Source organism: Eubacterium ramulus (assembly GCF_045002895.1).
GTDB classification, from domain to species: Bacteria; Bacillota; Clostridia; order Lachnospirales; family Lachnospiraceae; genus Eubacterium_I; species Eubacterium_I ramulus.
On record NZ_CP173382.1, the window covers coordinates 1679001 to 1700737 of the forward strand.

At 44.3% G+C, this 21737-nt stretch carries 18 protein-coding genes; 1 reads left to right on the top strand and 17 read right to left on the bottom strand.

The window, feature by feature from the left end; all coding sequences use genetic code 11:
• Positions 1–143 precede the first annotated feature (143 nt).
• The 17 genes from ACIRUQ_RS08080 to ACIRUQ_RS08160 all read right to left on the bottom strand — a co-directional run bounded on the left by ACIRUQ_RS08080 (position 144) and on the right by ACIRUQ_RS08160 (position 21221).
• Positions 144–1328 (bottom strand): chitobiase/beta-hexosaminidase C-terminal domain-containing protein, encoded by a 1185-nt coding sequence (locus tag ACIRUQ_RS08080; RefSeq protein WP_021739144.1) that lies wholly within the window; start codon positions 1326–1328, stop codon positions 144–146.
• Positions 1329–1339: 11 nt separating this feature from the next.
• On the bottom strand, positions 1340–2176 hold the full coding sequence (gene folD, locus ACIRUQ_RS08085; RefSeq protein WP_044963456.1) for a bifunctional methylenetetrahydrofolate dehydrogenase/methenyltetrahydrofolate cyclohydrolase FolD: 837 nt from the start codon (positions 2174–2176) through the stop codon (positions 1340–1342).
• Positions 2177–2234: 58 nt separating this feature from the next.
• Positions 2235–3905 carry a formate--tetrahydrofolate ligase gene (locus ACIRUQ_RS08090; RefSeq protein ID WP_055290541.1) on the bottom strand — a complete coding sequence of 557 codons (1671 nt, stop codon included), beginning with the start codon at positions 3903–3905 and terminating at the stop codon, positions 2235–2237.
• Between the two features lie 149 nt (positions 3906–4054).
• Positions 4055–6775, bottom strand: a complete 2721-nt coding sequence (locus ACIRUQ_RS08095; protein ID WP_055290542.1) for a DNA translocase FtsK — start codon at positions 6773–6775, stop codon at positions 4055–4057.
• A 46-nt stretch (positions 6776–6821) separates the two neighbouring features.
• Positions 6822–7691, bottom strand: a complete 870-nt coding sequence (locus ACIRUQ_RS08100) for an undecaprenyl-diphosphate phosphatase (protein ID WP_022036021.1) — start codon at positions 7689–7691, stop codon at positions 6822–6824.
• Between the two features lie 90 nt (positions 7692–7781).
• A complete protein-coding gene (locus ACIRUQ_RS08105; protein WP_021739149.1) occupies positions 7782–8456 on the bottom strand; it encodes a ClpP family protease in 675 nt (224 codons plus the stop codon).
• A 94-nt stretch (positions 8457–8550) separates the two neighbouring features.
• Positions 8551–9999, bottom strand: a complete 1449-nt coding sequence (glgA, locus tag ACIRUQ_RS08110) for a glycogen synthase GlgA (protein WP_022036022.1) — start codon at positions 9997–9999, stop codon at positions 8551–8553.
• Between the two features lie 190 nt (positions 10000–10189).
• Complete coding sequence (locus tag ACIRUQ_RS08115; RefSeq protein ID WP_021739151.1) at positions 10190–10918, bottom strand: YebC/PmpR family DNA-binding transcriptional regulator; 729 nt, start codon at positions 10916–10918, stop codon at positions 10190–10192.
• Between the two features lie 54 nt (positions 10919–10972).
• Complete coding sequence (locus tag ACIRUQ_RS08120; protein ID WP_022036023.1) at positions 10973–11866, bottom strand: hemolysin family protein; 894 nt, start codon at positions 11864–11866, stop codon at positions 10973–10975.
• A 24-nt stretch (positions 11867–11890) separates the two neighbouring features.
• Positions 11891–12232, bottom strand: coding sequence for a type II toxin-antitoxin system PemK/MazF family toxin (locus ACIRUQ_RS08125; RefSeq protein ID WP_021739153.1), 342 nt, complete (start codon positions 12230–12232; stop codon positions 11891–11893).
• Positions 12233–12326: 94 nt separating this feature from the next.
• Entirely contained in the window at positions 12327–13463 is a 1137-nt protein-coding gene (gene alr / locus ACIRUQ_RS08130; RefSeq protein ID WP_022036024.1) for an alanine racemase, read from the bottom strand.
• Complete coding sequence (locus ACIRUQ_RS08135) at positions 13460–14971, bottom strand: bifunctional ADP-dependent NAD(P)H-hydrate dehydratase/NAD(P)H-hydrate epimerase (protein WP_055290543.1); 1512 nt, start codon at positions 14969–14971, stop codon at positions 13460–13462. The genes alr and ACIRUQ_RS08135 overlap by 4 nt, the downstream gene beginning before the upstream one ends.
• Before the next feature lie 94 nt (positions 14972–15065).
• Positions 15066–15701 (bottom strand): redox-sensing transcriptional repressor Rex, encoded by a 636-nt coding sequence (locus ACIRUQ_RS08140; protein ID WP_021739156.1) that lies wholly within the window; start codon positions 15699–15701, stop codon positions 15066–15068.
• An 87-nt stretch (positions 15702–15788) separates the two neighbouring features.
• Positions 15789–17705 carry an ABC-F family ATP-binding cassette domain-containing protein gene (locus tag ACIRUQ_RS08145; RefSeq protein ID WP_055290544.1) on the bottom strand — a complete coding sequence of 639 codons (1917 nt, stop codon included), beginning with the start codon at positions 17703–17705 and terminating at the stop codon, positions 15789–15791.
• 195 nt (positions 17706–17900) lie between these two features.
• Positions 17901–19112 (bottom strand): NADP-dependent isocitrate dehydrogenase, encoded by a 1212-nt coding sequence (locus ACIRUQ_RS08150; RefSeq protein WP_021739158.1) that lies wholly within the window; start codon positions 19110–19112, stop codon positions 17901–17903.
• Between the two features lie 19 nt (positions 19113–19131).
• Positions 19132–19821, bottom strand: coding sequence for a GntR family transcriptional regulator (locus tag ACIRUQ_RS08155; protein ID WP_055290545.1), 690 nt, complete (start codon positions 19819–19821; stop codon positions 19132–19134).
• A 17-nt stretch (positions 19822–19838) separates the two neighbouring features.
• Complete coding sequence (locus tag ACIRUQ_RS08160; protein ID WP_021739160.1) at positions 19839–21221, bottom strand: HMGL-like protein; 1383 nt, start codon at positions 21219–21221, stop codon at positions 19839–19841.
• A gap of 265 nt (positions 21222–21486) precedes the next feature.
• On the opposite strand from ACIRUQ_RS08160, the gene ACIRUQ_RS08165 reads away from it, so the two are divergent.
• Positions 21487–21720 (top strand): hypothetical protein, encoded by a 234-nt coding sequence (locus tag ACIRUQ_RS08165; protein ID WP_044963458.1) that lies wholly within the window; start codon positions 21487–21489, stop codon positions 21718–21720.
• Positions 21721–21737: the final 17 nt, after the last annotated feature.

Genomic DNA, 21737 nt, shown 5'->3' on the forward strand with positions numbered 1-21737 from the left:
AAGCAACTGACACTCTTTTGATTTGTCAGTTGCTTTTTTATTTGTAAAGCGGACATTCGCAATCCGCTTTCGCTACTTGCTCATGAACGCAGTCGCTTTGCTTATTCTGCGTTCATACAGTTATTTTTATTTCATTGTGGCAATCAGATTCCATTCGATGGATAATAAATATAATTGCATTTTAACACTTCACTGGACAGACCATTCTCATCCACTGCAATCAGTGACAAAATATTATTTCCCTCCGGAATTTCAATCGGACCTGTATATTTACTGGATTTTTTACTTGGTGCTGTATCATTCCAGGTATAATATACAGTAACTCCCTTCGGTACAGTCACAGTTACACTGGATGCTTCTGTGAACCTTCCTCCATCCGGTGACACCACAGGGACATCCGGAGCGTCCAGTTCAATATCATACTGCGCGGAAACCGGTTCACTGTAACGTCCGTTTTTGTCCATTGCAACGGCTGTCAGCGTTGTCTTTCCCTGTTTTTCAATGGACACCACATCTTCGTACAGTGTATCCTTCTTCGTCGGAATCGAACCGTCCAATGTATAATAGATTTCCAGACTTTTTCCTTTCACCGACAGCTTTACTTCCTGAAATTCTTTATACGTTCCACTCTTTACATCAATAACCGGTGTCTCTACCAGATAAGTGTCAAACAGAGACAAAATATCTGGATTTGTCGTCTTTTCCTTCAGTGCAAGGATCTGTTCATAAGAGCCATTTTCATCATATAATTCCAACAGACTCTCATATGCCTCTGTGCAGTCCGGATTCTGATCGATCACTTTCAGCAATATTGTCTCCGCCTGATCATCTTCCTTCATCATCTGATAAATCTGACCCTGCAGAAGTAAAGCATCTTCACTGCCGTCCTCCAGCTGCAATGCACGATTTACATAATCGAGCGCACTGGTATAATTTTTTTGATCAAAAGCTTCCTGCGCGCGTTTCAACTGATACGCAGCAGAATTTGCCCGCTGATACCGCAGTATCCCGCCCGCTGTCAGACAGGCAGCTGCAAGCACTATCAACAGAATGATCAGCATACGCAGCTGCTTTTTCTTCTGCTGTCTGCTTTTTTTCTGCTTCCGCCCGCGCTCCGCCTGCTTTGTATCCGATGATTCCGAAGATTTTCTGCATTTGTCTTCTGCTGAAACCGTTTCTTTTGTTTTCTCACTTTCTTCATCCAGCATGGAACGAAGCAGATCATCTTCCAAAATATTGATTTCGGTCACGATCTGTGCCTCCTGCCCGCAATTGGAACAGTATACACAGCCTGGACGAATCTCAGCACCACACTTTGCACATTTCATAGTTTATCCTCTTAACGCATTGTCTCCACACAGTTATTCATCAGCATTGCAATGGTCATTGGTCCTACACCACCAGGTACCGGAGTGATTGCGCTGACATGAGGCTCAACAGCCTCAAAATCCACATCGCCACAAAGCTTCTTCCCTTCCAGACGATGAATGCCCACATCAATGACTGCCGCGCCTTCTTTGATATACTCTTCTGTAATAAATTTTGGTTTTCCAATCGCAACAATCAGGATATCTGCCTGTCTGCACAGTTCCTTCAGATCTTTTGTTCTGGAATGAGCCACTGTCACCGTTGCATTTTCCCGCAGCATCAGCATAGCCATCGGTTTTCCCACGATATTGCTTCTTCCGAGAACCACGCAGTTTTTTCCTTCTATCTCAATATCGGATCTTTTCAACAGCTGAATCACGCCTGCCGGTGTACACGGCAAAAATCCTTGGCTTCCGATCATCAGTGCCCCTGCACTCTGCGGATGAAAACCATCGACATCTTTGGCCGGATCAATAGCCAGAATTACTTTCTCCTCATTGATATGTGCCGGCAGTGGAAGCTGCACGAGAATTCCACGTACTTCCTCTTTGTGGTTCAGCTCTGCGATCAGTGCCAGCAGTTCTTCTTCTGACGTTTCTTCCGGTAATTCATAGGACTCAGAACCAATTCCGATATACGCACATGCATTTTTCTTATTTCTCACATATACGCTGGATGCAGGATCTGCCCCAACCTGGATTACTGCCAGAGAAGCTGTTTTTCCCTGTCGTGTAAGTTCTGCCACCTCTGCCTTCAACTCATCCTTTATTTCCTGGGAAATCTTCTTTCCATCGATCAAATTTGCCATTCCTTTTTGTTGCCTCCAAATCACTTTTATTACATCTGCTTTGTTAATTATGCCCTTTTTAGAATAATCCTGTGATGGCACCTTCTTCATTCACATCAATATTGTTTGCTGCTGGCTGTTTTGGCAGTCCCGGCATGGTCATAATTGCACCGGTAACTACGACTACGAATCCCGCACCTGCGTTTACATATACTTCACGCACATTAATGCTAAATCCGCTCGGACGTCCCAGCTTATGCTGATCATCAGACAGAGAATACTGTGTCTTTGCCATACATACCGGGAAATCTCCCATGCCCAGATCTTCGATACGTTTTAATTCTTTATTCGCTGCATTAGAGTAAGTCACTCCGTCTGCACCGTAAATTTCTTTTGCGATGGTTTCAATCTTCTCTTTCAGAGATAACTCGTCATCGTACAATACTTTGAAATTGCTTTCTCTGTTTTCCAAAGCATCCAGTACTTTTTCTGCCAGAGCGATTCCTCCCTCACCGCCTTTCTCCCAGACTTCAGAGATTGCAAACTCACATCCGCGTTCTTTACAGAACTGCTCGACATAATCAAGCTCTGCCTGTGTATCCGTAGCAAATGCATTTAAAGTTACCACTACTGGCACACCAAACTTCTGGAGATTCTCAATATGTTTTTCCAGATTTACAATACCAGCTTTGACTGCATCCAGATTCTCCTGTGCAAGATCTGCTTTTGCCACACCACCGTTGTACTTTAATGCGCGGACAGTTGCCACCAAAACAACAGCATCCGGTTTGAGACCAGCCATACGGCATTTAATATCAAAGAACTTCTCAGCACCCAGATCTGCACCAAATCCCGCTTCTGTAATAGTAATATCTGCCAGTTTCATCGCTGTCTTTGTAGCACGTACACTGTTACATCCATGCGCAATATTTGCAAACGGTCCACCATGTACGATAGCCGGTGTATGTTCCAGTGTCTGAACCAGATTCGGTTTCAGAGCATCTTTCAGCAGGGCTGCCATGGCACCTGTTGCATGCAGATCATCTGCAGTTACCGGTTTTCCTTCAAAAGAATATGCCACGATCATGCGGCCCAGTCTGCGCTTCAGATCCTCCATATCATCCGCCAGACATAAAACTGCCATGATCTCAGATGCTACGGTGATCACGAAATGATCTTCCCTTACCATTCCGTCCATTTTGCTTCCAAGACCGACTACGATATTACGAAGCACACGGTCATTCATATCCAGACAACGTTTCCATACCACCTGACGAGGATCGATACCAAGCTCATTTCCCTGCTGAATATGATTGTCCAGCATTGCTGCCAGCAGATTGTTAGCAGATGTGATAGCATGAAAATCTCCGGTGAAATGCAGGTTCAGATCTTCCATCGGTACCACCTGGGAATATCCGCCGCCAGCCGCACCACCTTTGATACCAAAGCACGGTCCGAGTGATGGCTCACGCAGTGCAAGAATAGCTTTCTTTCCCATCTTGCAGAATGCCTGTGCCAGTCCGATACTTGTAGTAGTCTTACCCTCTCCTGCCGGTGTCGGATTGATTGCTGTCATCAGTACAAGTTTGCCGTCCGGACGCTCCTCTACTCTTTTGATAAGCTCATTACTTAATTTTGCTTTGTACTTTCCGTACAGTTCCAGATCGTCCTCTCCGATTCCGATCTTCTCAGCCACCTTCCCAATTGGTTCCATTACAGCTTCCTGTGCGATTTCAATGTCTGTTTTCATTGGTATACCCTCCTATTATTGTATTATTGAACTTAAAAAAGCTTCAAACAACTATGATGCTCAAATATTCAAGAATACGCTCGGCATTCTTGTGATGATGATTCACCGCTTATAATGAAAAGTCCATCTCTCAGCGATATATCATGGTTCTATGCCTCATTTCCGTTCAGCACCTGCTGAAATTCTTCCAGATTCATCAGTACACGCCGTGGCTTTGTACCTTCCTCCGGACCGACTACCCCGGCTTCCTCCAACTGATCCATAATCCGTGCCGCACGGTTAAATCCGATTTTAAACATCCGCTGCAGCATACCGATGGAGCCTTTTTCTTTTTCTATGATAAACTTTCCGGCATCGGCAAAATATGCATCCCTGTCATCGGCAGAATTGGTAAATCCGCTGCCGTTTCCAATACTGTTTTCCGAGGTATTGACTTTCTCTTCAACCTCTGCATTATAAGCTATCTGACCATTTTTTTCAATAATATATTCTACCACATCAGATACCTCTTTGTCAGTCACAAAAGCACCCTGCACACGAAGCGGTTTCTGATAATTCTGCGGATAGAACAACATATCTCCTTTTCCAAGCAATTTTTCTGCTCCGTTCATATCAAGGATTGTCCTGGAATCCACACCGGAAGTAACGGCAAATGCAATACGGGACGGCATGTTTGCTTTGATCAGACCGGTAATAACATTCACGGAAGGACGCTGTGTAGCAATGACCAGATGCATACCGGCTGCACGCGCCAGCTGTGCCAGACGGCAGATAGCATCCTCTACATCATTGGAAGCCACCATCATCAGATCTGCCAGCTCATCTACGATAATAACGATCTGCGGCATCTTTTTCGGTTTGTCTTCTCCAGGAATCTCCCGGATGGATTCTACTTTCTTATTATAGCCTTTCATGTCACGGACACCGTATTTCTGGAAGGTCTGATAGCGCTCCATCATCTCTGAAACCGCCCAGTGCAATGCACCGGCAGCCTTTTTGGGATCCGTTACAACCGGAATCAAAAGATGTGGAATCCCGTTGTACACACTTAATTCCACTACTTTCGGATCGATCATGATCAGCTTGACTTCATCCGGTTTTGCCTTGTACAAGATACTCATGATAATCGTATTGATACACACGGACTTACCGGATCCGGTCGCGCCGGCAATCAGCAGATGCGGCATCTTGGCAATATCTGCTACGATCACATGACCGGCAATATCCTTGCCGGTACAGAAGGAAATTTTTGATGCGTGATCCTGAAATTCTCTGGATTCAACCAGATCCCGGAATGCTATGGTGACATTCTCTTTGTTCGGTACTTCTATACCTATGGCAGATTTTCCCGGAATCGGCGCTTCAAAACGAATGTCCGGAACAGCCAGATTTAGTTTGATATCATCGGCCAGACTGAGAATCTTACTTACTTTTACCCCCATCTCCGGCTGAATCTCATACTGGGTGACCGTCGGTCCACAGATGACATTGGTCACTCTGGCATTGACACCGAAATTTGTCAACGTCATCTGTAATTTTGCTGACATCTCCTGCAAATGCTGTCTGGAATCACCGGTCATATTCGGATCCCCTTTTTGCAGCAGCCGTATCTCCGGAAAGACATATTTTCTCACCGCCGCATCTGCATGCTCTGCAATCTCCTCCCGGACATCTGCAATTTCCTGTTCTACCTGCTCAACGGACTGCTTCGGCTGACCGGTGCGATGAGCTTTCTTTTTTGCTTCACCTTCCGTCTGATCTTTCGCACCACGCTCCGGTTCCATTGTCATAACAGCTGATCCGGTATTTCGGTTTTCTTTTGTTCCTGTCTCAGACAGCACAGGCTGCATCAACGTTTCCGCCTGATAAGATGCTCCCTCTCCGGACATATGTATCTCCGGCTGCGGATGCCGTGCCCAGAAATCATCAGACTGCGTCTGCGTAATATCTGATGACTCCTGCAACGGTATATCCTGAATTACCGGGGCTTGTGCTTTTGCCCGCTTTATATTTTTTTTCACTGGCTGCTGTCCAGCATCCAGCGCAAGTTCTCTTAACTCCGCGTTTTCCCCCACGGCTGACTCCGGCTGAATCTTTGTATCCAGAGATACCCCTGTCACCTTCCGGTTCATACGGCGATTCTCTCGTTCTGCCGCCTTGCGTTCTCTCTGGGCAGTTCTCAGTTCCCCTCTGGTCCGGCTGCGTTCCTGTGCTCTGGTCTTTCTGCGTACCGCATCTGCCCGGGCAGATTCATATACTTTGTGTCCGCCTCTGGATACCCCTTTGAAAAAGGATTGCTCCGTGAGCAATACCACACAGACAATCAGAATCAGAAGATCCAGCAGAATTGCTCCCATCATTCCAAAGCTTTTGGAAAACAAAATCCCAAGCAAACCGCCAATCAAACCACCACCGCTGTGTTTTGCCGCACACTGCACATACAGATCCGTTACTTTTCCCGGTATCTGATCCCAGAAACATACGATATGCGCAAATACACATAAAAAAAGGAACAGCAAAATTCCGGCTGTCACTTTCATGATCACACGTCCGGAATATGCAGATCCCTGCCTGGAATCCTGTCTGTTTGAGATCAGGAATGCCGGTACCAAGAACACCGGTACCGGAAACACGTACGCCAGCATACCAAACAATCCAAAGGCGCCGTTACTCAATGCATTGCCTACAATCCCACCTTTTCCGATATTTCCGATAAAAAGCAGAATTGCAGCTGCCAGACACGCAAAAAGCAACAATTCTGTGCGCCAGGTAAATGTCTGCACAGAACTGTTCTGCTTTTTTCTTCCTGTTGTCGTTTTTTTACCGGAATTTTTCTTCCGGGCAGATGAAGTTTTTTTCTTTGTTGCCATATAAAACCTTTCTAACTTAACGCCACACTTTCCCACAATCTGTATTCTACGCTGTCACAAAATATCCGATAATAGAAAGAATACCGACTACCAGACAGTATATGGAAAAATATGTAAATTTTCTTTTTTTCACGATTACAAGCATCGTCTTGATACAGATATATCCCACCACTGCTGCCACCAGCATACCAACTGCATAAATACCAAGCTGGGAGCTGCCAATGGCCGCACTTCCAATATCTTTCAATTGAAGCACCATAGCTCCGAGAATTGCCGGAATAGACATAATAAAGGAATACTTTACAGCAAACTTCCGGTCAAATCCGCTGAGTGCACACGCGGTGATCGTCGTTCCTGAACGGGAAATACCAGGCAACGTCGCGATGCCCTGGCAGATACCGATGATAAACGCATTTGCATACCCTACCTGTTTCGGTCTCTTGTGTCCTTCCGGCACCCGGTCACAGATAAAGAGCAATCCTGCTGTAATGATCAGGCAGATACCCGGAACGAACAGAATCTCGGAGGCAGCTGTCACAAGGTCGGAAGCGACAAACCCAAGGATTCCCGTTGGAATTGTCGATACGATCACAAGCATGACAAATTTCCGATATCCATTGTAAACCACATGCCGGTAGACACCATCTCCGTTCTTCCCGATCAGGACCGTCAGATTGTAGATACAATCAATGACTATGCCGATGAATTCTTTCACCAGATGAAAGATATCTTTGTAATACACAATACAGACCGCCAACAATGTTCCCACATGAAGCATGATATCGAACAAAAGTCCCGTGTCTGTATTTACATTAAATAATATTTTAAAAAGTGCCAGATGACCAGAGCTGCTTACCGGCAGAAATTCCGTCAGTCCCTGAATCAGTCCCATGATCACAGATTGTACCATTGACATCCGATTATCCCTCTTCTTTCGTACATGATTATTGTTAGCATACCACATTTTTTCACGGATGTCATCTGTGATTTTCCGCTGCTCTTTTTTTCAGATGCTGCTTTCATTGATCATAAAATGCAGACGCTGTACCGCATCGCTGATACCCCCAACTTCATTGATGATACCTTCCTCCACCGCCTGATGCCCCACCAGGATGGTTCCAAGATCTTTTGTCAGCATCCCCGTATTCAGCATCAGTTCTTCCATACGTTCCCGGTTCGTCTGACTGTGGGATGCAATAAATCCGGTAATCCGATCCTGCATCTGCTGAAAATAATCATATGTCTGTGGTGCTCCGATCACGGTACCGCTCATACGCACAGGATGGATTACCATGGTTCCTGTAGGAACGATAAAAGAGTAGTCCGCAGCAACTGCCAGCGGCACACCTATAGAATGGCTTCCGCCCAATACCAACGATACCACCGGCTTACTTAAAGAAGCAATCATCTCCGCAATGGCCAGACCGGATTCCACATCTCCACCAACCGTATTCAGAAGCACCAACAATCCGTCAATCTCCCGGTCATCCTCCACCTGAGCCAGTTTGGGCAGCACATGCTCATATTTTGTTGTCTTTGTATTTGCTGACAGGCATTCATGTCCCTCCACTTCACCAATAATGGATAACAGATGCAGTTTATGCTGCTGCCGGTTGTCTGCCAGTTCCATCTGTCCATACTCTTTTATTTCCTGATTTTTTACTTCTTTTTGTTCTGACATTACACCATTCCTCCATGTTTTTCAAAAGTATGTGCAGATTAAAAAAAAATATGCCCGTACAGTTCATAAAAACTGTACGGGCATATTGCATCTTTTATCCAATCAGATAACTGTATAAGCCTGCATAACGTCCAGCAGACACTTTCCATGAGAAATCCTTTGCCATACCGCGGTCTACGATCTGATTCCACTGACGTTTCCGTTCAAAAAATACGGTCTTGGAATAGTTGATCACATTCAACATATCCTCACCATTATAATTGGTAAAGGAAAATCCTGTTCCGGTATTCTCATACTCATTGTATGGCTCCACCGTATCTTTCAATCCACCTGTCTCACGTACGATCGGCACAGTTCCGTAACGAAATGCCATCAGCTGTGTCAGACCACATGGTTCAAACCGGGACGGCATCAGAAACGCATCGGCAGATGCATACAATTTCTGAGCCAGATCAGAATCATAACAGATATTGGCCGATACCCTGTCTCCATATTTCCATGCAAAGTGCCGGAACATATTTTCATAACGCTCTTCACCTGTTCCAATCACAACAAACTGTGTATTATCATCCAGGATACGTTCAAAAACATAATCTATCAGATCCAGCCCCTTCTGATCTGTCAGACGGGAGATCAGACCGATCATGTATTTCTTCTTATCTACAGTCAATCCCAGCATCTCCTGCAATTTCACTTTATTCTCAGATTTCTTCTTGCGGAAATTATCACGGTTATAATTTACAAACAGCTTCGGATCCGTCTCTGGATTATAAATATCATAATCAATTCCATTCACAATACCCTGCATATCAAAATGCCGTGCAGAGAGCAGACCATCCAGTCCTTCTCCATAATACGGTGTCTGAATCTCCTGCGCATAAGTATCGCTGACTGTCGTGATGTAATCAGCGTAAACAAGTCCGCCTTTGAGCATATTTGCATCTTTCTGGAACTCCAGCTTATCCGGTGTAAACAATTCCTTCGGGAATCCGGTGAGTCCCATCATAGTCTTCACATCCCAGATACCTTGAAATTTCAGGTTGTGGATCGTCATGATTGTTTTCATGCCCCAAAAGAACATATCGCCCTGGAACTCTGTTTTCAAAAATACCGGGATCAAACCTGCCTGCCAGTCATGACAGTGAATCAGATCCGGCTGAAAACCAATCTGCGGCAGCATAGATAATACCGCTTTATCAAAAAATGTAAATTTCTCAATATCATAACGGATATCTCCATATGGAAGAAAACAGTCGAAATATTCCTGGTTGTCAATGAAATAATAAGTAATCCCATCCAGCTCATATTTCAGAACACCTACATATTTACTCGGCACATACGGACCGGTTCCCATATAAAAATGTGTGACATATTCAAACTGATTCCGATATTTTTCCGGAATGCAGGAATAATTCGGAATCACAACCCGAACGTCCCATTCTTCTTTATCAAACTGTTTTGGAAGTGCGCCGCACACGTCGGCAAGTCCTCCGGTTTTGATAAACGGTACACACTCTGAAGCAGCAAATAAAACCTTTTTCATTTTGAACCCCCTGACTTTCATTCCCGGATGCAGATCCGGATTGCATTCAAATTTATTGATTTCATTATACCATAGGAACGGTGCAATGTAAAAGGTCACTTATCAAATCCCAACAAAAAATGACCGGTGTCTTCGCTTTGTAACACCGGCCATTTTTGTTTTCCTATAATTTCATTGTAATGGGAAGCGATTACTCGTCCCAGTTATGATATACCTGCTGTACATCATCATCTGCATCCAGCAGATCCAGAATCTTGTTAATGCAATATAAATCCTGCTCATCTGTCAGTTCTACATAAGTCTGCGGAATCATAGTAACTTCAGCACTTGCCATTTCAATTCCCGCATCCTCTAATGCCTGTCTTACTTCACTGAAAGAATCCGGATCAGTGATGATTTCAAAGCTATCCTCTTCCTCACTGAAATCCTCTGCACCTGCATCCAGTGCTGCCATCATCAGATCATCTGCATCCATATCACAGTTCTCTTTATCAATGATGATCTGACCTTTTTTATCAAACATATAAGATACACAGCCCGGTGTTCCTACATTTCCTTTTCCTTTTGTAAAAGCATTTCTTACATTTGCTGCTGTACGGTTCTTGTTATCTGTCAGTGCGTCAACAATGATCGCTGTACCGCTCGGACCATACCCTTCATAAGAAACATACTCATAATTTACGGAATTTGCATCTCCGGCAGCCTTTTTGATACCACGGTCAATCGTATCATTCGGCATATTATTTGCTTTTGCTTTTGCGATAACATCACGGAGTCTGCTATTATTTGCAGGATCCGGTCCACCCTCTTTTACTGCAACTGCAATCTCACGTCCGATAATGGTAAAAATTTTTCCTTTTGCAGCATCATTTTTTTCTTTTTTATGTTTAATATTTGCAAACTTTGAATGTCCTGACATTTTTATCTCTCCCTATCTTTTTTCGAAACTATCCGCTATTATAGCACACTATCTCTATTCTGACAAGATTTGTTTCTCTTCCTTCAGCGGTTCTTTTGTTACACGAACAGTCCTTATCACCCTATGTTCCACCAGCAGCACATCAAACCGGTAACCGTACGCAGAGACCTGATAGTGTTCCCCGTTCACCGGAATCTTGTTGATCCGGGAAATCAGAAATCCACTCAGTGTATCAAAATCCTCCAGTTCTTCCCCCTGGATTTCCAGAAGTTCGCACACATCATCAAAATCCGTCATTCCATCAATGACATAACTGCCGTCTGCTTCCTCCACAATCTGCTCTTCTTCCGCATCATGTTCATCAAAAATATTTCCGACGATCTCCTCCAGAATATCTTCCATCGTCACAAGACCGGAAGTCTGACCGTATTCGTCCACCACGATCACCATATGGATTTTCTGGGACTGCATGTTCTTAAACAACACATCAATATTTCGTGTCTCCGGAATAAAAGATGCCGGGCGGATCAGATCATTGATTTTCGTCAGTTGCTGCTCCATATTCGTCTGATCCAGCATCTGGTTTAAAATATCCTTAATATGTATGATACCGATAATATTATCAACATCATCCAGATATACCGGATAACGGGAATATCCCATATCCCGGATTTCTGCCAGCACTTCCTGCAGAGAGCAGGTGCCGTCCAGTGCCATGATCTGCTTGCGATGCGTCATAATATCCTTCGCCTCTTTCTGATCCAGGGTAAAAATATTATTGATCATCTCCGCTTCACTTTCCTGCAGCACACCATTCTCATGCCCTTCATTTACCATGGACATAATTTCCTGCTCTGTCAGATCTTCTCCGGCCGTCCACCGTCCCTTTCCAAATATTCGCTTAAAACCTTTTCCGAATGTATTAAACGGACTACTGTCATCCTCCATTGTCTCATACTCCTCCTATGTAATTTACAATTCCAGACTGATTCGCAGCGCCTTTCCTACTTTTTCCATAATTTCACTGTCCAGATGACAGATTTTATCTTTCAGGCGCACTTTATCTATGGTTCGCAGCTGCTCCAGCAGAATCACAGAATCTTTCACCATATGATAGCGGACTGCATTCAGCTCGATATGGGTCGGTAATTTTGCTTTATTCATCCGTGATGTAATTGCTGCACAAATCACGGTAGGGCTGTGCCGGTTGCCGATATCATTCTGAATGATCAGCACTGGTCGCACACCCCCCTGCTCCGATCCAACCACCGGTCGCAGATCTGCATAATAAATATCTCCTCTTCGAATCAACATGTCACACACTCCATCTGTTCAGGTTGTTTTCATTCTTCCCATTTTCAGCGTGCGTATTCTGTTTTCATCGAAATTTTTTCAGCATCTGCCCGGGCTATTTCTGTTTTACATAAACCCGTGGGATTCTCTTGTTGAGATCGCAGACAAATTCATAATTAAACCGGCCGGACAGATCTCCAAGTTCCTCTAGCGTGATACACTCTGCACCATCTCTTCCAATGAGAGTTACTTCATCTCCCGGACATACATCTGCAATATCTGTCACATCCACCATCATCTGATCCATGCAGACTCTTCCACAAATTGCTGCACGTTTGCCATGAATCAGCACATAACCCTGATTGGACAGGCTGCGCGGATAACCGTCCGCATATCCTACCGGCACCGTTGCAATCCGCATCGGATGCTCCACCTCAAATGTTCCACCATAACTGATGATTCGTCCCGGTTCCAGTTCTTTGACATGCACCACATGACTTTTCAGGGAAAGCAATGGCTGTAAATCAATATTTTCTTTATTCACTTCATCCGACGGCCACAGACCATATAAAATAATGCCCGCCCGGACAATATCTTTGTTATATTCCGGCAGATCCACAATACCTGCACTATTTGATACATGGTGGACCGGAATAGACACCTGACGTTCCTTCAGCCAGGTGATCATCTGCTCATAAGCAGCCTCCTGTTTCTTTGTAAACGCTTTATCTGTTTCATCTGCCTTGGAAAAATGAGTAAAGATTCCTTCTATCATAATATGCGGCAGCTTTGCAATCTGTGCGATCTCATCTGCAGACTGCTCCGTCACCTGAAAACCGATACGGCTCATGCCGGTATCCAGTTTGATATGGATCTTACAGATCTTATCCTGTCTCATTGCTTCCTCAGACAGCTGTTTTGCACGTATCAGAGAAAAAACTGCCGGACGCAGATTTTCCTGTACGATCTGTGCATCGTATTCCGGAAACGTATAGCCCAGGATCAGAATCGGTTTTTTGATTCCGTTCGTATACAATTCCTCCGCTTCTTCCGGCGTTGCGACTGCGTAACCCCAGACATCCTCCCGTTTTTCCATGACTTCTGCAAGTGGAACGGCACCGTGCCCGTAACCATCTGCCTTCACCACGGCAATAATCTTCGTTTCCTTTCTGATACAGCGATGTATTTCATCCAAATTATGTGTTAATGCATCCAGATCAATGTCTGCACATATTCTCCGATATTCTTTCATTGTCTTTTTGTGTCCTCCTGTTTCCGCAACACATCCATAAGTCCATCCACAATATCACTGGCCATCATAGCACAATGTCCCACACGTTCTGCCGCTGCATCTCCTGCCAGTCCATGGATAAAGACACCAAGGGCTGCCGCCAGATATATATCCAGCTTCTGCGCCAGAAGCGCTCCGACCACACCGCTGAGCACATCTCCGGCTCCGGCTGTTGCCATACCGTGATTGCCGCTGACATTAATATAACTTTGTCCATCCGGCTGTGCTGTGATCGTTCTTGCATCTTTTAAAACTACAGTAATCTGATGCTCCATTGCAAACTCCTGTGCTGTCTGTACCAGCCGGTCCCTGATTTCAGTGATTGGCCGGCCGGTCAGTCTCGCCATCTCGCCCAGATGCGGTGTGATCACCAGAGGAGACTGTACCAGTTTCCACCAGTCCGGATGCTTTGAGAGAAGATTCAGGGCATCCGCATCACACAGACAAGGAACCTGTATCCGTTTTAACAATTCATACAACATGCGTTCCGACAAATCCGACTGACTGATTCCGGGACCTGCCACTACAGCATCTGCCCAGTGCAATTGTGTTTCTACAAATTTTACCACATCTGTCCCGTTATTGTAAACTGCCAGAACTGCCTCCGGCACCTGTTCCTGCAAAATTATCCGGTTTTCTTCCACCGTTGCCACCCTTACCAGACCACAGCCCATGCGATAAGCTGCTTTTGCCGCAAAAACAGCTGCTCCTGCCATCTGCTTCGATCCCGCCAAAATCAATAATTTTCCGTAGCTTCCCTTATTCGAACGGTTCACACGCCGCGGCAATCGTTTCAGATCCGATGTCTCCAGCACCTTCAGTTCCGGTTTGATCTCATACAAACTCTGCTCATCGATGCCAATATCTGCCACTTTCAGCTCACCAGTATATTCTGCTCCCGGATACAACAGCTGACCGGCTTTGATAAATCCAAAGGTCACCGTCAGATCTGCTACAAACGCTGTTCCCATAACAGCACCGGTATCAGCAGAAATGCCGGATGCGATATCCACTGCCACTTTATATCCATCCTGTTCCGTCATTTTCTGAAGAATTTCTGCATATTTTCCCGTTACCTCACGGCTGAGCCCGATGCCAAACAAAGCATCTACGATCACGTCCACGATGTCTTTTGGATACTCATCAGAAATTTCCACTCCATACTGTTCTGCAATAAACATCTGCCGTTTTGTTTCCTCCGTCGCTTTTTCCCGGTTTCCGGCAAAATAAATTGTCACATTGTATCCCTTCAGATAAAGCAACCGTGCAACCGCCACGCCATCTCCTCCGTTGTTCCCGGACCCGCATACTACCAGCACTTTTGTCGCCGGATTTGGATAACGCTTTACAATCTCCTGCATCGTTGCCAGGGCAGCCCGCTCCATCAGAACTGCTGAGAGCATTCCCCGTCGCCGCATCGTATTTTCATCACACTGCTTCATTTCACGACTGTTCAAAATATATTTCATGACAGTTCCTTCCCTTCTATAACAAAACGCAATTTCCTATCATCATATGCTAAAAGCGCCCTGTCCTTACAACAAAGCGCTTTTTATTCCCTACCTATTTATCATCCTGCCTGCGAACAATGTTATAAGACAGCTGCATTAAACTGTCCGATAAATGAACATTTTCTACAACGACATCATCTGGAAGTTCCAAATCCAGATGTGCAAAATTCCAGATCGCATGGATGCCAAGTTCTACCAGCTTTTCCGCTGCCTGTTCTGCTTTTTCCTTCGGAAGTGTCAGAACTGCAATATCCACACGCTGTGTCTTTAAAAACTCCGGAAGTTCATCCATCATATGTATCTCAATTCCACGTACTGACAATCCAGCCAATGCCGGATTTACATCAAATAATCCTGTGATCACAAATCCACGTTTTTCAAATTTTACATAATTTGCCAGTGCCTGTCCCATATTACCGGCTCCGACAACAATAATATTATGCTGTCTGTCAAGACCAAGAATCTTACCGATTTCCTCATACAGATACTGTACATTATAACCATATCCTTGCTGACCAAATCCGCCAAAATTATTCAGATCCTGCCGAATCTGTGATGCTGTAACTTTCATGCGGACACTGAGTTCATTGGATGAAATCCGTTCGACTCCATCATCCAATAATTCTCCCAGATATCGATAATATCGAGGCATGCGCCGTATGACAGCCTGTGAAATTTCCTTCTGCATTGTTTCTATACTCCTTCAACCATCTGCAACGTTCTGCAGTTATCTATGGTTATTATATACAGTTCATTTCTTTTTGTCAATTTTTTATCAATCCGATGCAAGTGCTTCCCACTCTTCATACAGACCATCCAGTTTTTCCTGGACTTCCACCTGCTCACTGTGCAGTTTTCCTAGTTTGGCTGAATTAGTAGCCACCGCCGGATCCTGGAACTGTTCCTCCAGCTCCGACAGTTTTTCCTCCAGAGATTCAATTTCTTCCTCAATCTTTTTCACACGGTTCTGGATTTTGCGCTTTTTGGCCTGCTCTTCTTTCTGAGACTGCCAGTCTGTTTTCCCCTCAGAAACATCTTCTTTCACAACTTCCACCGTCTCACCGGTATTCAGATAGGCCCGTTCATTTGTTTCTTTTTTCTCCAGATAATAATCATAATTGCCAATGTAATTGACAATCTTCTGCTCTGTCAGATTCAGAATCCGGGTCGCTGTCCGGTTAATAAAATAACGGTCATGAGATACAAACAACACCGTTCCCTCATAACGGTTCAGAGCCGATTCCAGAATCTCTTTGGAAGCGATATCCAGATGATTCGTAGGCTCATCCAAAATCAGGAAGTTTGCCTCAGAGAGCATCAGTTTTGCCAGTGACAGACGACCGCGCTCACCACCACTTAAATCACTGACCCTTTTAAACACATCGTCCTCGGTAAATAAAAATGCAGCAAGAATATTTCGAATCCTGGTCTGGGTCAGTTTTGGATAATCGTCCGCAATCTCCTCCATCAATGTCTTCTCCATATGAAGAACCTGCTGCTCCTGGTCGTAATATCCGATTTTCACATTCGTTCCCAGTGTGAATGAACCTGCATCTGCATCCACTTTTTCATTTAATATTTTTAAAATCGTTGTTTTTCCGGTTCCGTTCTGACCGATGAGAGCCACCCGTTCGCCACGCTTGATTTCAAAAGAAATGTCCTGAAACAGTTTCTTTTGATCATAAGCTTTGGACAGACCTTCCACCCGCAGTACATCGTTTCCGCTAATAACAGAAGGAGTCAGTGTCATATGCATCTCAGATTTTTCTTCCTGCGGTTTTTCTAGTACATCTATTTTTGCCAGCTGTTTTTCACGACTCTCCGCACGCTTTATCGATTTTTCACGATTGAAAGATTTCAATTTTTCGATAACTGCTTCCTGATGTTTGATTTCCCGCTGCTGATTGTAATAGGCACGCAGTGCTTCCTCCCGGGCAAATGCTGCTTTCTTCGCATACTCCGTATAATTGCCGTCAAAAACCGCAGATTTATGCATACTGATCTCCACTACTTTTGTGACAATCCGATCCAGAAAATACCGGTCATGGGCAACAATCACAACAGCACCTTTGTAATTCATCAGAAATGTCTCCAGCCACTGAATAGATTCGATATCCAGGTGGTTCGTCGGCTCATCCAACAGGATGATATCTGGATGAGTCACCAGCAGACGCGCCAGAGACACACGTGTCTTCTGTCCACCGGACAGTTCGTTGCAGTGTTTCTCAAAATCATTCTCGGAAAATCCAAGACCTTTTAACACACCGGAAACCTCACTGCGGTATGAATAACCATCCCTGGCTTCAAACTCATGCAGCAGCTTATGGTAGCTCTCCATATAAGATTCCATCTCTTCTTTTGATACAGACTGCATTCCTTCTTCCAGTTCACGGATTTTCTGCTCCATATCAATGAGCTGGCGTTTTCCTTCCAGTACTGTCTCATAGATTGTCCGTGCATCGTCCATATCCTGATGCTGTGCCAGATACCCCAGTGTCTTTCCTTTTGCCAGGGTCACCGTACCTTCATCCGCCGGCAGTTCCCCAACAATAATTTTCAACAGCGTGGATTTTCCGGCACCGTTGATTCCTACAATCGCCACTTTTTCCTGATCTTCCACATGAAAACTCACATTTCGGATCACCGGTTCCACACCAAATGATTTGCTGATATTTTGACATGCTAAAATCATATATTTTCTTCCTCACCTTAAAAATGGAATCCTGCAGTCCGCAGGATTCCTGTTTTTCATTTTTCTTTATCGAATCAGTGTCCATTTATGCCGGATAGATCTGAGTCTTTCTGTTCTATCTGACTCTGAACCATGCTTTGTATTTGGCAGCTTGCAGAATCAGCGATTAAAGCAGCACTGCTTTTTGTGTACTTCTTATGCGTACAGTTTCTCCAGTGTCTCACGAATTGCTTTGATAAAATCAAGGCTGTTCAATACAACCGGGTTTTCTAATTCTGTAATTAATGCCAAATCTTTTGTCATTTTACCAGATTCTATTGTATCAATACAAGCTTTTTCCAGATTATCTGCAAATTTTACTAATTCCGGCAGACGATCCAGTTCTCCACGTTTGCGCAATGCACCGGTCCATGCAAAAATCGTTGCTACAGAGTTGGTAGATGTCTCCTCGCCAGCCAGATGTTTGTAATAATGTCTCATAACGGTTCCGTGTGCAGCTTCATACTCGTATACGCCACTTGGGGAAACCAGTACAGAAGTCATCATAGCCAGAGATCCGCATGCAGAGGAGATCATATCACTCATAACATCACCGTCATAGTTTTTGCAGGCCCAGATAAATCCGCCTTCCGCTTTCATGACACGGGCAACCGCATCATCGATCAGTGTGTAGAAATACTCGATGCCTGCAGCCTCAAATTTTTCTTTGTACTCTGCATCATAGATATCCTGGAAAATATCTTTGAATGTATGGTCGTATTTTTTGGAAATCGTATCTTTTGTTGCAAACCAGAGATCCTGCTTCAAATCCAGTGCGTAGTTGAAGCAGCTTCTTGCAAAACTCTCGATGGATTTGCAGATATTATGCTGTCCCTGAACGACACCTGCACCTGTAAAGTTGTGTACAAGTTCTCTTACCTCAGTTCCGTCCTCAGCAGTATAAACCAGTTCAACTTTTCCCGGTCCCGGGATCTTCATCTCAGAAGCTTTGTATACATCACCGTAAGCGTGACGGGCAATGGTGATCGGTTTTTTCCAGTTCTTTACGCATGGCTCAATGCCTTTTACCTTGATTGGTGTACGAAAAACTGTTCCATCAAGGATCGCACGAATGGTTCCGTTCGGGCTCTTCCACATTTCTTTTAAATTATACTCTTTTACGCGGGCTGCATTTGGTGTGATAGTTGCACATTTTACAGCTACACCGTATTTCTGTGTGGCATAAGCAGAATCGAAAGTTACCTTGTCGTCTGTTTCATTTCTGTACTCCAGTCCCAGATCGTAATACTCTGTCTTCAGATCTACAAATGGAAGTAATAACTCGTCTTTGATATATTGCCAGAGAATTCTGGTCATTTCGTCTCCATCCATTTCAACTAACGGTGTGGTCATTTTAATTTTTTCCATGGTAATTATCCTCCGATCCTTATTTCCCGTTTTTCTGATTCTCTACACTTGATTCCTGCAGCAGATTATCCCAGCCACAGTGATCGATATTTTCAATGGTTCTCATGATATGTTGATTTGCCAGCATTTGTGCTTTCTCCGGATCATGATCATGAATGGCCTGTGCGATCATCCGGTGCTCATCATTTGATTTTTCCGAACGCTCCTTTGACTTTAATGTCATCTTGCGTACCCGCTGCACATAATTATGAAAATCTGTCAGTACCCCGGCCAGCACTTTGCTTCCGGATGCCTGATATAATGTCTCATGAAACTTATTATCCAATTCAAATACCTGACTGCTATGTCCCTTCGACACATGAAACTCTGTCAGGTATACAATTTCTTCCAGTTCCTCAATCTGCTCCGGAGTGGCTTTTTTCGCTGCCCACTTGGCACACAAACCTTCCATCACAGATCGTATCTCATAAATATCATTCAGATCTTCCTTGGAAAATCCGGTCACATGTGCGCCTTTGTTCGGTGTGATAGTCACCAGCCCCTGAAGTTCCAGCTGACGCAATGCCTCACGTACCGGAGTCCGGCTGACCCCCAGCTCATCGCCTATCGTTTTTTCCTTCAATTCCTCATCCACTGCATATTTGCCGGACAAAATGTCTTCCTGCAGTTTATGAAATACTTTTTCACTAAGCGAATGGTTATCTCCCATCCTGTTTTGCCCCCTTATTATAAAATAATACCCAGTTCCTGGCAACACTCTGTAATTTTAACAACCAGCTCGTTATCTGTCAGAACAGTTACACGGCCTTCATCATACTGCTCATCTACCCAGTCTTTCAGTTTATGCACCAATTCTGAGTTTTTGTCCAGATGACGCTCCTGCGGCAGTCTGTAATAGCTGTTGATCCAGTGTGCGATTCCAGCCAGACCGGAAGTATTGGAAATAGATACCAGTGCCGGTCTCTTTAAGAATTTTTCTGTATCAAAAATATTGTAGATTTCTTCGTTTTTCAGCAATCCGTCTGCATGGATTCCGGCTCTTGTTACATTGAAGTTCTTGCCGGCAAACGGTGTTCTGCTCGGAAGTGTGTAATCCAGATCCTTTTCAAAATAATCAACCAGGTCTGTGATCACCGTAGTATCCATGCCATCCAGTGTTCCTTTCAGCTGTGCATACTCAAATACCATTGCTTCCAGTGGTGTGTTACCGGTACGCTCTCCGATACCAAACAGAGAACAGTTGACACCACAGGCACCATACAGCCATGCTGTGGTAGAATTGGTAACCGCTTTATAAAAATCATTGTGTCCATGCCACTCAATCAGTTCAGACGGTACACCGGCATGTGTGGTCAGACCGTAAATGATACCCGGTACGCTTCGCGGAATAACAGCACCCGGGAAGTTAACGCCATATCCCATCGTATCGCAGGCACGCACTTTGATCGGAATCTTGTATTCATCCATCAGTTTCATCAGTTCCACACAAAACGGAATCACAAATCCGTAAATATCAGATCTTGTGATATCTTCCAAATGACAACGTGGGCTGATACCTGTCTCCAGACATTCACGGATGACACTCAAATAATGATTCATGGCCTCACGTCTGGTCATTTTCATTTTATAGAAAATATGGTAATCGGAACAGCTGACCAAGATACCTGTCTCACGCAGTCCGATGTCTTTTACTAATTCGAAATCCTGTTTACTTGCACGGATCCAGCTTGTAACCTCCGGGAACTTATATCCACGTTCCATACATTTGTACACTGCATCACGGTCTTTTTTGCTGTACAGGAAAAACTCACTCTGGCGGACAATTCCCTTCGGACCGCCCAGTTTATGCAAATAATCGTAAATCGTTACAATCTGATCGGTAGTGTACGGAGCTCTTGACTGCTGTCCGTCACGGAATGTCGTATCTGTAATCCAGATATCGTCCGGCATGTTATGCGGTACAATTCGGTCATTGAACGCAATTTTCGGAATCTCTTCATATGGGAACAGATTTCTAAATGTATTTGGTTCATCTACATCTACCAGCTGATAAAAATGCTCTTCCAACTGCAACAGATTATTATGCTTATTCATTACTACTTTACGCATGTTATTCGCTCCTCACCTTATATACTTGTATACAATCATGTGCATTGTATGCAATTAAACTCATTGCATACAATCATACATTCTCTTTTTCACTTTGTCAAGTTAAAGCAAAAAATTTTTTATAAAAAAACAGAAAAACAAACAAAAATCAGAACGAATAAACAGAAAATACAATCAATGATAAAAAATACGCATTTTTTTCAGGAAACACTGACAAGCCACATACATACTATGAATTGTAAATAAAAATCTGGAGGCTATCAACATGAGTGATTTAGCTGCTACAAACTGTGGATGCTCTAACGACAACGGATGCGGATGCAATAACATTATCTGGATTATCTTACTTTTGTGCTGCTGCGGCGGCGGATGTGGAAATGGCAACGGCTCTTTCCTGGGTGGAAATGGCTGCAGTGAAGCAATCTGGATCATCCTGCTTCTGTGCTGCTGTGGCGGATACGGTGGAAACAACAATGGAAACGGCTGTGGCTGCTTCTAAACCTCAAGAACCGGAGG

Excerpts from the sequence above, each read along its gene's own strand:
- ACIRUQ_RS08080 (WP_021739144.1), bottom strand. The coding sequence starts at position 1,328 with ATGAAATGTGCAAAGTGTGGTGCTGAGATTCGTCCAGGCTGTGTATAC.
- folD (WP_044963456.1), bottom strand. The coding sequence starts at position 2,176 with ATGGCAAATTTGATCGATGGAAAGAAGATTTCCCAGGAAATAAAGGAT.
- ACIRUQ_RS08090 (WP_055290541.1), bottom strand. The coding sequence starts at position 3,905 with ATGAAAACAGACATTGAAATCGCACAGGAAGCTGTAATGGAACCAATT.
- ACIRUQ_RS08095 (WP_055290542.1), bottom strand. The coding sequence starts at position 6,775 with ATGGCAACAAAGAAAAAAACTTCATCTGCCCGGAAGAAAAATTCCGGT.
- ACIRUQ_RS08100 (WP_022036021.1), bottom strand. The coding sequence starts at position 7,691 with ATGTCAATGGTACAATCTGTGATCATGGGACTGATTCAGGGACTGACG.
- ACIRUQ_RS08105 (WP_021739149.1), bottom strand. The coding sequence starts at position 8,456 with ATGTCAGAACAAAAAGAAGTAAAAAATCAGGAAATAAAAGAGTATGGA.
- glgA (WP_022036022.1), bottom strand. The coding sequence starts at position 9,999 with ATGAAAAAGGTTTTATTTGCTGCTTCAGAGTGTGTACCGTTTATCAAA.
- ACIRUQ_RS08115 (WP_021739151.1), bottom strand. The coding sequence starts at position 10,918 with ATGTCAGGACATTCAAAGTTTGCAAATATTAAACATAAAAAAGAAAAA.
- ACIRUQ_RS08120 (WP_022036023.1), bottom strand. The coding sequence starts at position 11,866 with ATGGAGGATGACAGTAGTCCGTTTAATACATTCGGAAAAGGTTTTAAG.
- ACIRUQ_RS08125 (WP_021739153.1), bottom strand. The coding sequence starts at position 12,232 with ATGTTGATTCGAAGAGGAGATATTTATTATGCAGATCTGCGACCGGTG.
- alr (WP_022036024.1), bottom strand. The coding sequence starts at position 13,463 with ATGAAAGAATATCGGAGAATATGTGCAGACATTGATCTGGATGCATTA.
- ACIRUQ_RS08135 (WP_055290543.1), bottom strand. The coding sequence starts at position 14,971 with ATGAAATATATTTTGAACAGTCGTGAAATGAAGCAGTGTGATGAAAAT.
- ACIRUQ_RS08140 (WP_021739156.1), bottom strand. The coding sequence starts at position 15,701 with ATGCAGAAGGAAATTTCACAGGCTGTCATACGGCGCATGCCTCGATAT.
- ACIRUQ_RS08145 (WP_055290544.1), bottom strand. The coding sequence starts at position 17,705 with ATGATTTTAGCATGTCAAAATATCAGCAAATCATTTGGTGTGGAACCG.
- ACIRUQ_RS08150 (WP_021739158.1), bottom strand. The coding sequence starts at position 19,112 with ATGGAAAAAATTAAAATGACCACACCGTTAGTTGAAATGGATGGAGAC.
- ACIRUQ_RS08155 (WP_055290545.1), bottom strand. The coding sequence starts at position 19,821 with ATGGGAGATAACCATTCGCTTAGTGAAAAAGTATTTCATAAACTGCAG.
- ACIRUQ_RS08160 (WP_021739160.1), bottom strand. The coding sequence starts at position 21,221 with ATGCGTAAAGTAGTAATGAATAAGCATAATAATCTGTTGCAGTTGGAA.
- ACIRUQ_RS08165 (WP_044963458.1), top strand. The coding sequence starts at position 21,487 with ATGAGTGATTTAGCTGCTACAAACTGTGGATGCTCTAACGACAACGGA.